Raw genomic sequence first — 11,793 nt, forward strand, 5'->3', positions numbered from 1 at the left:
TACCATGAAGCTGGCCACGCTATCTGCGGCTGGCACCTGGAACACGCTAATCCACTGGTGAAAGTAACGATCGTTCCCCGTGGTGTTGCAGCACTTGGTTATGCTCAATATCTCCCGAAAGAACAATATTTATACAACACCGAACAGCTGCTCGATGATATCTGTATGACCCTCGGCGGACGTGCAGTAGAGGAACTGGTATTCGGTAAAATTTCTACCGGCGCACAAAATGACCTGCAGGTAATTACCCGTATGGCTTATGCCATGGTCACCGTGTACGGTATGAACGATAAAGTAGGTAATGTATCTTTCTACGATCCTAACAGCGAACAATCATTTACCAAACCTTACTCTGAAGAAACATCCAAGATGATTGATGATGAAGTAAGAAAACTGATTGCAACTGCTTATATCAGAACTAAAGACCTGCTGACATCCAAGATGGATCAGGTTAAAGTACTGGCGGAAGAACTATTGAAGAAAGAAGTTTTATACCAGGCCGACCTGGAAAGACTGATCGGTAAACGTCCTTACGACGTTCACAGAGAACACTTACTGAATAAAGAAGGCATGACTACTGATGGTGTTCATCCGTCAGATATCATCAACCCTTCTCCATCACCAGCTAATGCGTAAATAGTGATATGAAGATTTCTCCTGCTAAGGAAAATATTCTGAAGAGAGTACGGAATGCGTTAAGTCAGTCAGTACAGTTGCCCTTCCCAAATTCGGAGGGCAACTCGTCTGTTTTCAGAACTGAGAATGAGAGCCTGGAATTAAAGTTTGCAGAAGAATTTACCAGATTACAGGGAAAATTTGTTTTCTGTACCGGAAAGGGTGAGTTGATGGATAGTTTGCGTGCGCTTTGTGAAAATAAAGAGTGGCACAACGTTTTTTGTCAAACCCCTTCCCTGCTGAAAATAATTCACCATGAGGAGTTGCCTGCGCTGAACCAGGGCACTATGCACGAAGCAGATGCTGCCATCACAGATTGTGAATACCTGGTAGCCCGCACCGGAACAGTGGTGCTGAGTGCCGCACAACCCAGTGGCAGAGCATTGCCGGTATATGCACCCGTACATATCATGATCGCCTACACGCACCAACTGGTATTTGACCTGAAGGATGCGCTGAATAAGCTAAAAGATAAGTATGGTAACGATCTCCCATCTGCAATATCTTTTGCAACAGGACCCAGTCGTACCGCAGATATCGAAAAAACACTGGTAGTAGGGATTCATGGTCCCAAAGAAGTATACGTATTTTTAGTAGACGAATAAATAAAACAGCCATTAGCCGTTAGCTTTTAGCTTTTAGCAAATGCAGCGGAGATCAACGTCATACCATCTCCGCTGCATTTGCTAAAAGCTAAAAGCTAACGGCTAAAAGCTTTAAAACAATGGACATCCACTTACCGGCCAATAAGAAAGTATATTTTGCCTCTGATTTTCATCTCGGTGCACCCAATCCTGCCGCCAGCAGGGAGCGCGAAAAGTTGATCCTGCAATGGCTCGACCAGATAGAATCAGATGCACAGCACATTTTCCTGGTAGGGGATATTTTTGATTTCTGGTTTGAATACAAACATGTAATCCCTAAAGGCTATACCCGACTACTGGGTAAGCTGGCCACATTAAGTGATAAAGGCATCGGCATATCTGTTTTTATTGGGAACCATGATATGTGGATGAATGGATATTTTGAAGAAGAACTGAATATTCCCGTTTACTACGAACCACAAACCTATACCATAGGCGGAAAGCGATTTTATATCGGCCATGGCGACGGCTTAGGCCCAGGCGACCATGGTTATAAAATGCTGAAAAAAGTATTCAGAAACCCCTTTTGCCGCTGGATGTTTTCTGCGATCCACCCGGCCTGGGGAATTTCCCTCGCTAATTACTTCAGCCGTAAAAGCCGTTCTGCTACCGGGCAGGAACTGGAACATTTCCTGGGTACAGAAAATGAATGGCTGGCCATTTACAGCAAAGAGATCCTGCAAAAAGAACACTTCGACTATTTCATTTATGGGCACAGACATCTGCCCCTCGATATTCAACTATCTGAAAACAGTCAGTATATTAACCTGGGCGACTGGCTCAACTATTTCTCTTATGCAGTTTATGACGGCAAAGATGTAACACTGCAGTATTTTACCGAAGCCGGTGAAAAGGCCGCCAGATCAGGCGTCCAGAATCTCGTGCAGGATAGGCGGTGAGTGCATCTCTGTAAAATCAGGTAAGTGCAACCGGAAAAAATCCAGGTATGCATACAGTAATTTCCTTCTTCTGTCTTTATTCATCGTGATGGCCGCCAGGTGCTGTACTTCTGTGCACTGAAACAACTGATCTGTTAATTCACTGCTATGTGCATCGAGGTGATCGCTGTGATGAGGCGGCAAATCAGAAAACGTACCTTCTTGTAAATCCAGGTAGGGCGTGTATTCAGAGAAGCGGCCATTGAGCCGGAAACCCAGGTACTCCCCTACTTTTAGCGTAAAATATAATGGAAGATTGGCTACTACCGGCAACGCAGATACGTCCAGCAGCTGCAGGGTATTTTCTGTGAAATAATAAAGATCCAGCTGCTGCTCCGGTTGCTTCAAACATTTTTGCAACAGCTCGATGATATAAAGCGCCACTGTGTTTTTTACCACATTCAGATTTACGGCGGTATAGATGTACGCCAGCTTGTATTCAGAGATCCGCTGCAGGTTCCTGATTTCATTGTGATATACCACCAGCTCCAGGATATTGCCAGGTTGTAGCAAATTTCCTTTAGCCGCTTTAGGCTTGGAAGATCTTGCCCCGTTTACCATGTATGATTGCACACCAAAGAGTTCAGTGAACATATTCACGATCAGACTTGTATCTCCATACCTGATAGTGCGTAATACTATACCACGGGTTTTGTGAAGCATTTAGCTGTTAGCATTTTTGTGATAGAAACCGGATTGCAAGTTAATACAAACCATGGTAAGGAAGCAGGGACCGCTAAATATGGAAATATTAACAGGCAAAACATACAGTGCATCCGACTAAAGGTTAAAAGCCTGCAGCTGGTAGCTAAAACCTGCCGGCTCATCGCTGTTCGCTAACAGCTAATAGCTATTTTAATTACCTTTACGCCCATTACTAAAAAGGAAATCCTTATGTGGCAACGTTTAGCAGGCTTTGTGCTAAAATATCGGTTATTGCTTCTTCTTCTTCTGCTCGCTGGTACCGGCGTGATGGGTTATTTTGCCAGTAAGGTTCAAATGTCGTACGACTATGTAGCCACTATCCCGCATGATAACCCTAAGTTTCTTGAATACCAGGAGTTTAAGCAGAAATTTGGAGGGGATGGTAATGTGCTCATGCTCGCTGTGCAGACAGATAAATTTTTCCAGGCAGATTTTTTCAAGGACTATGTTCAGCTGAACAAGGACATGAAAAATGTTTTTGCCGTAGAAAATATTATGAGCGTGCCTATGGCGGTGAACCTGGTGAAGAATGACAGTACACAAAAGCTGGAAGCGAATTTACTTTTCAAGGGCGACCTGACAAACCAGGTAGTGATTGATAGTTTATCCAAAGTGTTCAACACGCTGCTGTTTTACAAAGGGCTGTTATACAATCCGGATACACATGCCTATCTCATGGCGATTTATGTGAACAAAGATGTTTTTAATTCGCCCAAACGTACAGCGGTAGTAAACGAAATCACCAAGCTGGCCAACGCTTTCCAGGAAAAACAACATACGGAAGTACACCTGAGCGGATTGCCGCTTATTCGTACAGCCATGGCCGTTAAGGTAGCGGATGAACTGAAGCTGTTTCTCAAAATATCTTTTCTCTTAACAGGATTGATCCTGTTCCTGTTCTTCCGTTCCTTTGGTGCGGTGCTGATGTCCATGATTGTGGTGGCTATCGGGGTGATCTGGTCTGTGGGTACGATTGTACTGATGGGCTATAAAATTACTTTGCTGACGGGGTTAATTCCATCGCTGATAGTGGTGATAGGAATTCCGAACTGCGTATACTTCCTGAGTAAATATCATACGGAATATGCCAAAGATGCCAATAAAACAAGGGCATTGATACATATGATACAGCGGATGGGTATTGTAACATTGTTTACCAACCTGACTGCTGCTATTGGTTTTGGCGTGTTTTGTTTTACCAACAGTGCTATCCTGAAAGAGTTTGGTGTAGTAGCGGGATTGAATATCATGTTCATCTTCCTGATTTCTTTTATTTTCCTGCCTTCTGTGCTGAGTTATTTACCTGCACCGAAGACCAAGCACACCACCTATCTGGATAACCGTTTCTTTGGAGCCATCCTGGACTTCCTGACGAGGTTGGTATTCCAGTACCGGTCATGGGTATACGCTGTGAGCGCAGTGCTGGTGATCCTGGCTATTGTGGGGATGGGACGTTTACAGTCTGTTGGCTATATGCTGGATGATATACCGCATACGGATAAGCTGTATATGGATCTGAAATTTTTGGAAACCAACTTCAAGGGGGTTATGCCTTTGGAGATAGCAGTAGATACTAAAAAGAAGAATGGGGTTATTAATCTGCAAACACTGAATAAGCTGGATGAGCTGACGCAACTGATTTCAGCGCAGCCTGATTTTGGTCGTCCATTGTCTGTTGTGGAAGGGATTAAGTTTGCAAAACAGGCTTATTATAATGGCGATAGTTCCAACTTTGCGGTGCCTAACCAGTTTGATCTGGGCTTTCTGGCGCCTTATCTGCGCATGAAGGGGACTAACGCCACGGGTCCAGCCTCTACTTTTTCAAAGCTGGTATCTTCCTTTATGGATAGTACCAAACAGGTAGCGCGTTTGAGTGTGAATATGAAGGATGTGGGTTCGCAGAAATTACCCATATTGCTGGATTCCTTACAGCCTAAGGTAACGGCTATTTTTGATACCGCTCATTACAAGGTGACCTTTACCGGCACCAGTGTTATATTCCAGGAAGGTACCCGTTTTATCATTAACGGCCTGATGGAGAGTATTGTGTTGGCTTTTGTGCTGATCATGCTGTGTATGCTGTACCTGTTTCGTTCATGGAGGATGTTGATTATATCCCTGATCCCGAATGTGATTCCGCTGGTAGTAACGGCGGGTGTGATGGGTTGGGTAGGCGTACCATTGAAACCTTCTACCGTATTGGTATTTAGTGTGGCACTGGGTATAGCCATTGACGTTACCATCCGTTTCCTGGTAAATTTCAAGCAGGAGTTACCGCGTCATGATTTTGATATCAGTGCTACTGTTAAGCAAACGATTCATGAAACGGGGTTGAGCATCATTTATACTTCTGCTATCCTGTTTGCCGGCTTTATGATCTTTAGTTTCTCCGGATTTGGAGGTACAAAGGCGTTGGGCTGGTTAACGTCTCTTACGCTGGTAGTGGCCATGATTACCAATCTGACGATATTACCTGCGTTATTGTTATGGATGGAAAAGGCGTTATTGAAGAAGGCAAAGAAGAAAGAGTTGTGGAAAACGCTGGATGAAGAAGAAGATATCGACATTAAGGAGCTGGGAATAAGCGACAAAGAGTAGCTTTTCAGGGCATAAAAATAATCGCCATCGGGGCGAACAGGTGCGGGTTTCACTGCATTTGTTCGCCCCGATGGCTTTTGTTTTGCTGCTTTTCGCAGTTGCTGCTAAACATTTAGCTAAAATGGACAAAAAATAGCCGTGAAATAATCTAGTGGACAGCATTCAAATACCCTTTTCACCGCTTGTAAAAAAGGGTGGCATATTATAATTAAAAAGTATGAGGTTTATAATGCCATTCTAACCACATAGTTCATGAAAAATAAGTACTTAAAGGGCGCTCATTTATCCGAGCGCAAATTTAAGGAGATCTTGCGGCTGTTTGCCGATGATCTTACTGCGACCCAGATAGCCAATATCAGCGGTGTCAGCAGGGTAACTATTAATAGCTACCTGAAGAAGCTAAGACACCAGATTGCACGCTACTGTGAGACGCAGCATCCTGCGCCTGTTCCCGTGTTAACCTACGACAGCAGACCCAGTGACCTAACCCCGGACCACGACAGCGACACGCTGGTGGCCGTAAAGCCGGAAGTTGACCGGATTGTTAAGCCGGTAATCTTCGGCATCTGCAGATCCTCAGACAGATTGCACACCGAAATTCTCCCAGAAGTAAGCCGCTCTATGATTCATGCCGCCACACGTGGTCGTTCCGTATTGGAAACCCAGGGTGCAGCAGAACGTTTGCGCCGGTTTAACGGTTTGGTGGATTTGGGTCAATACCGTCTGTACCGATTGGGGCAAACTTCGGAAACGCACCAAATGGACGATGTAGATGCTTTCTGGGGCTTAACCAAGCACCGGTTGGCCAAGTTCAAAGGGTTGAACCGTAACACCGCTTATTTGCACCTGAAAGAGTGTGAATACCGGTTTAATCATCGGAATGATGATTTGTTTATGGTACTGCTGGAATTGTTAAAAACATATCCGCTTACCCTTTCCTAAAAAATAATTTGCCCCGCTTTTATGCGGGGCAACATTAATCTCGATTTAGATTTTGGTTGATGAGCACAGGCGGTATTCTTGCCGCTTGTTTATCTCCAGGCTTTTACATATAATTATATTAAATAATAAGTTAAGGAAAAGTTAAAAAACTGTTATCCAAATGTTATCGGCAACTTTTCTAGCTTAATTTTTTGTTAATAATTACTACTTTTGAAGCTGGTTGAAAATTTGCTAAGGAAACTGCTTATGAGGAAGAAGTTGACTACTTCTATTGTTAATTCATTAAAGGAATTGCAATAGAATAGGGCTGTCTTTTAGTTATTGTCAAAGTATACCATTATACACTTGCCAGCACTCCACTATTAAAGTTATCCAGCTTATAATTTACTCAACTGATTTAACAGGAACCAATTGATTAGGGCTTTATAGCCTTGATGTGGATTTTTATTTTTTAAGGTTAAGGAAACAACAAAATCATGCTTATGAGGAAAATGTTATTTCTCCTCCTGTCCGTGCTATTGCTGGGCGGGCAGCTCTATGCGCAAAGCCGCACAGTAACGGGGAGAGTTACCGATGGTAAAGACGGTTCGCCTATACCTGGTGTAACCATTCAGATCAAGGGAACCAACAAGGGCACTATGTCCACTCCGGATGGTTCTTACAAAATCACAGTAGACAACAGCAACGCCGTCCTGGCATTCTCTTTTGTGGGATACCTGGTAAAGGAATTGCCCGCTAACAAAGACGTTATCAATGCCAGCCTGGAAGCCGACAACAAGCAACTGAGCGAAGTAGTGGTAACCGGTTACACACAGGTAGACCGTAAGAAAATGGTGAGCTCCATTGCAGAAGTAAGTTCCAAGCAAATTGAGAACGTACCGATGCCGGATGTAAACCAGATCCTGCAAGGTCGCGCACCTGGTGTGGTATCAGCTTCAGCTTCCGGACAACCTGGCTCCGCGCAGAAAGTAACCATCCGCGGTATCGGTTCACTGAGTGCAGGTGCTGGTCCACTGTATGTAATTGATGGTATTATCGTAAACAATGGTCAATTCAATTACGATAACCAAACACAGAGCAGTGACATCATGGCTAACCTGAACCCTAACGATATTGAAAGCGTGAATGTGTTGAAAGACGCATCTGCTACCGGATTGTATGGTTCAAGAGGTAGTAACGGTGTAATCGTTATCACCACTAAAAAAGGGAAAGCCGGTACCTCTAACGTTAATTTTAAAGCACAATACGGTTTCAATTCTCCCAGCTTCGGCAAGTGGAAACAAATGAGCGGTGAGCAGGCTTTTAATTATGAGAAAGATGTACTGCGTCTGAACGATATATCAGAAGCGGAAATCAACAAAGAACTGCCTGATTCTTTACTGAATCATATGTTTGACTGGAGAGATGCAGCATTCCAGAATGGACGTACACAGAACTATCAGATTTCTTCCAGCGGAGGAAACGATAAAACCAAATACTATATTTCCGGCGCTTACTTTGGCCAGGATGGTGCCCTGATTTATTCAGGTCTGAAACGTTACTCTGTAGTATCTAACATACAACATAAAGTAAACGATCGTTTGGATATTGGTATGAACCTGAACCTGTCTTACAGCGATGCCAACAACGCTGGTGCAGGTAACCGTTACAGCAGTCCTTTGCTGGCAAGTTTTGCCAACTCACCGATGCTGAATCCATACCAGCCAAATGGTAAATTATATACCGGTCTGGAAGATGCATGGGCCAACTCTCCTACCGGAGATAACTTCCTGTATTCCGTTCCGCTGAATCCCAACAACAACTACAACTTCCGTGGTTTGGGTAAAATGTTCCTGAACTACCGCATATTTGACTGGCTGAAATTTTCACAGAATATTTCTGCTGACATGATCATGGCCCGTCAGAAATCTTATATGGATCCTACTACGGCAGATGCATATAATGCAGTAGATAATTCCAAGAGCGGAAGCATCCTGGAAGCGAGCCAGACTAACAGAACTATCACATCACAAACATCCCTCTCCGGTAACTTCAACATTGGCGAAAAAAGTCAGTTTGATTACCTGGCGATGATGGAATATGTGCCTACTCACTTTGATGGTTTCAACGCATCAGGCATTGGTTTGGCCAACGGTAAACTGCATGTGCTGGATGCCGCTTCCACACCACAGTCTGTAGCTGGTGATTCTTATGATTATCGTTTTGTTTCTTACCTGGGTCAGTTAAACTATACTTACAACAACAAGTATTACCTGACAGGTTCCATCAGAAGAGATGGTAGCAGCCGTTTTGGCCCTAACAACAAGTATGGTACTTTCTATGCGCTGGGTGCTTCCTGGCGTGTAATTGACGAGGAGTTTATGAAGTCTCAGCACCTCTTCTCCAACCTGAAACTGAGAGCCAGTTATGGTACTTCCGGTAATGCCAATTTTGGTAACTATACCTGGATGACATTATACAAATACAATGTTGGCTACAACGGTGCGCCGGGTGGTTACCTCGATGGTATTGGTAATAGGGATCTTACCTGGGAAAAGAGTATCAATACAAACCTGGGACTGGATATGGGCTTCCTGAAAGACAGGCTGACTGTTTCCGTGGATGTATACAATAAGAAAAGTTCCGACCTGTTGATGAATGTTCCTATTCCTCCTTCTGTTGGTAAAGACAGCAGACCAGCTAACGTAGGTACTATCCGCAACCGTGGTATAGAGGCAACCGTATCTTCTGTGAACATTCAATCTAAAGAAGTAACCTGGACAACAGATGTGACTTTTGCGATGAACCGCAACAAGGTATTGAAGTTGAACAACCATGAGGATATCAACAACTTTGAAGATTTTGAAGGAAACGCATATACCAATACTATTCTGAGAGAAGGTTTGCCGGCTTATACCTGGTACCTGAAAGAATGGGCTGGTGTAGATCCTGCTACCGGTGATCCACTGTGGTATACTGCCGATGGTAAAACAACTAACGATATCAACAAAGCAAACTACAGAACTTTTGGTAACACCATGCCTAAATTTACCATGGGCTTTAACAATACTGTTAATTATAAAGGCTTCTCTCTGTCTGCATTCTTCTATGTATCTCAGGGTAATGAAATCTTTAATGGTACAAAAAGATATGGTGATGCAGACGGTGGACGCTTCGGATGGAACTACAACGTAGAAGCAGGCGAGAATTACTGGACTACCGCAGGTCAGAAGGCAGATCGCCCGAAGCCGGTTATTGGTGGTAATAAGTCTTCCAATGCAGCCTCCAGCCGTTACCTGGAAGATGGTTCCTACATCCGGTTACGTAACCTGACCTTAGGTTACAACCTGCCTTCTTACGTGTTGAAAGCTGCCAAAATACAAGGCATCCGTGTGTATGTACAAGGTGCTAACCTGTGGACGCTTACCAACTATTCCGGTGTAGATCCGGAAGTAGGGTATGATGGATTTGAGTTCTTCAAGTATCCGGTTAATAAGAGCGTGAGCTTTGGAGTAGATATCACATTGTAATTTTAAAAGGATAATCAGCATGAAAAAATATATCATAGGCATATTTGCAGCAGCTGCCCTGTTACAGGCTTGTTCATCCAAGCTGGATGTGAAGCCAAACAACTCCCTGGAAATAGGTGATGCACTGGCAGATCTGCCGGCAATACAATCTGCGCTTGCAGGCACATATGATGCCTTGCAGCAAACAGAATATTATGGTCGTAACTATTGGTTGATGACCGAATTGAGTGGCGATAACGTGTACCTGTCTGCTAAAAACAGTAATCGTTTTATATCCAGTTTTAAGCGCGAATATAACGTGCAGGATGCCGATGTTGCTGACCTGTGGGCAACCGCTTATAAAGCTATTCTTGGGGCTAATAACATCATTAACAGCGTAGATTCCATTTCTGCCGATCAGGAACCGAAAAATGTTGCCAAAGGAGAAGCCTTGTTTATCCGGGCGTTGGCTTATTCTGACCTGGTAAATATGTTTGCAAAGCCTTACCGTGGCAGCAATGGTAGTCAACCAGGCGTACCCGTTAATTTGAAATTTGCAGTAGTACAAACACCACGTAGTTCTGTGGCAGACGTGTATACCAGGATTATTACAGATCTTACCGATGCTAAAAAGTTGTTGGTAAACGTCGGTGCAGATACTAAATTCCATGCAAGTCAGTATGCTGCATCTGCATTACTGGCCAGGGTTTATCTGGCTAAAGGAGATGATCAGGCGGCTATTGACGAAGCAACGAATGTAATTAATGCAGGATTTTCATTAACACCAGCTGCCGGCATTCCTACATTTTACAATAATGGCGGTAGTGCCGAAGAAATCTTTACGCTTAGATTTACCGGAAATGCCGAAGATCTGGGATCTGACAATCTTGGTATGATGTACCTGAAACCAGGATATGGCGATATTCGCGTATCACCTGATCTGTACAATACCTTAGCTGCCAATGATGCGAGAAAATCATTGCTCGGCGTATTTTCAGATGGAAGTACTGGTGAAAAAACCAACCTGAAATTTCAGGGCCAGGAAAGCATTGCCGGTATGCACAGCCCTAAGTTGCTGCGTTTGGCGGAAATGTACCTGATCCGCTCAGAAGCATATGCACACCTGAACCAGGCCGCTAAAGCGATCAGTGATCTGAATACACTGAGAGCGCAGAGAGGGTTAGCTGCGTTATCCGGCGTTGCTGATAAAGATGTGCTGGACTATGTACTCGCTGAAAGCAGAAAAGAATTTATGTTCGAAGGTCACCGTTATTTTGATCTCCTCAGAAATGGTAAAGACGTTGTACGCAATTTCTGCCATGATCTGTTGGAAGTAGCGGCACCATGTACTATCAGTACTACATCAGATATTGCCATTTGTCCTATTCCTCAAACGGAACTCAATACCAATCCGATTGGGCAGAATCCGGGATATGGTCAATAATTAATCGTTGTTTAAATATTTAAAAAGGGGGTGCCGGCTGGCATCCCCTTTTTTTGTTTGATTACTATCCCTTTTCAGAAAGCGAAAAAATCAATTATGATATTTTAAATGTATGTGGGGAAAATATATATATTCAATCACTTCACATCTCCCGAACATTTGGAAATAATTGCTTGTTATCATCTATTGTTTAACAAATATCTATAGTCTGTAATATAGCAAATAGTGGATAGTTGTTTGATTTTCTTACCCGACCAGCATCCATGTTTACTTATATTCTATAACATTTTGTTAGCTGCTTTCTTAGTCAATCAAAACAAAATCGCTTATGAAAAAAGAGCTACTTCTTTGGCTGCTTT

7 protein-coding genes and 1 pseudogene are annotated in these 11,793 nt (G+C 43.5%); 7 read left to right on the forward strand and 1 reads right to left on the reverse strand.

Features of this window, described 5'->3' with window-relative positions:
- From VIP81_RS09345 to VIP81_RS09355, 3 genes and pseudogenes are all read left to right on the forward strand, one after another.
- A pseudogene (locus VIP81_RS09345) lies at positions 1-636 on the forward strand (AAA family ATPase); the annotation flags it as partial.
- An 8-nt stretch (positions 637-644) separates the two neighbouring features.
- Positions 645-1,280, forward strand: a complete 636-nt coding sequence (locus VIP81_RS09350; RefSeq protein WP_331958908.1) for a LutC/YkgG family protein — start codon at positions 645-647, stop codon at positions 1,278-1,280.
- 119 nt (positions 1,281-1,399) lie between these two features.
- Positions 1,400-2,218 carry a UDP-2,3-diacylglucosamine diphosphatase gene (locus VIP81_RS09355; protein WP_331958910.1) on the forward strand — a complete coding sequence of 273 codons (819 nt, stop codon included), beginning with the start codon at positions 1,400-1,402 and terminating at the stop codon, positions 2,216-2,218.
- Here the strand turns inward: VIP81_RS09355 and recO are convergent.
- Positions 2,183-2,920, reverse strand: coding sequence for a DNA repair protein RecO (gene recO / locus VIP81_RS09360; RefSeq protein WP_331958913.1), 738 nt, complete (start codon positions 2,918-2,920; stop codon positions 2,183-2,185). The two genes, VIP81_RS09355 and recO, sit on opposite strands and share 36 nt — an antisense overlap.
- Positions 2,921-3,151: 231 nt before the next feature.
- Here recO and VIP81_RS09365 point away from each other — a divergent pair, with 231 nt between their 5' ends.
- The 4 genes from VIP81_RS09365 (at position 3,152) to VIP81_RS09380 (ending at position 11,434) form a co-directional block, all read left to right on the forward strand.
- Positions 3,152-5,560 (forward strand): efflux RND transporter permease subunit, encoded by a 2,409-nt coding sequence (locus VIP81_RS09365; protein ID WP_331958916.1) that lies wholly within the window; start codon positions 3,152-3,154, stop codon positions 5,558-5,560.
- Positions 5,561-5,812: 252 nt separating this feature from the next.
- A complete protein-coding gene (locus tag VIP81_RS09370) occupies positions 5,813-6,502 on the forward strand; it encodes a hypothetical protein (protein ID WP_331958919.1) in 690 nt (229 codons plus the stop codon).
- Positions 6,503-6,984: 482 nt separating this feature from the next.
- Positions 6,985-10,011 (forward strand): TonB-dependent receptor, encoded by a 3,027-nt coding sequence (locus VIP81_RS09375; RefSeq protein WP_331958922.1) that lies wholly within the window; start codon positions 6,985-6,987, stop codon positions 10,009-10,011.
- Positions 10,012-10,030: 19 nt separating this feature from the next.
- Positions 10,031-11,434 (forward strand): RagB/SusD family nutrient uptake outer membrane protein, encoded by a 1,404-nt coding sequence (locus VIP81_RS09380; protein ID WP_331958925.1) that lies wholly within the window; start codon positions 10,031-10,033, stop codon positions 11,432-11,434.
- Positions 11,435-11,793 lie beyond the last annotated feature (359 nt).

The organism is Chitinophaga sp. (assembly GCF_036566945.1).
Classification (GTDB): Bacteria; Bacteroidota; Bacteroidia; order Chitinophagales; family Chitinophagaceae; genus Chitinophaga.

What these genes read in the sequence shown, in the direction of transcription:
- VIP81_RS09355 (WP_331958910.1), top strand. Translation starts at nt 1,400, where the DNA reads ATGGACATCCACTTACCGGCCAATAAGAAAGTATATTTTGCCTCTGAT.
- VIP81_RS09370 (WP_331958919.1), top strand. Translation starts at nt 5,813, where the DNA reads ATGAAAAATAAGTACTTAAAGGGCGCTCATTTATCCGAGCGCAAATTT.
- VIP81_RS09375 (WP_331958922.1), top strand. Translation starts at nt 6,985, where the DNA reads ATGAGGAAAATGTTATTTCTCCTCCTGTCCGTGCTATTGCTGGGCGGG.
- VIP81_RS09350 (WP_331958908.1), top strand. Translation starts at nt 645, where the DNA reads ATGAAGATTTCTCCTGCTAAGGAAAATATTCTGAAGAGAGTACGGAAT.
- recO (WP_331958913.1), bottom strand. Translation starts at nt 2,920, where the DNA reads ATGCTTCACAAAACCCGTGGTATAGTATTACGCACTATCAGGTATGGA.
- VIP81_RS09365 (WP_331958916.1), top strand. Translation starts at nt 3,152, where the DNA reads ATGTGGCAACGTTTAGCAGGCTTTGTGCTAAAATATCGGTTATTGCTT.
- VIP81_RS09380 (WP_331958925.1), top strand. Translation starts at nt 10,031, where the DNA reads ATGAAAAAATATATCATAGGCATATTTGCAGCAGCTGCCCTGTTACAG.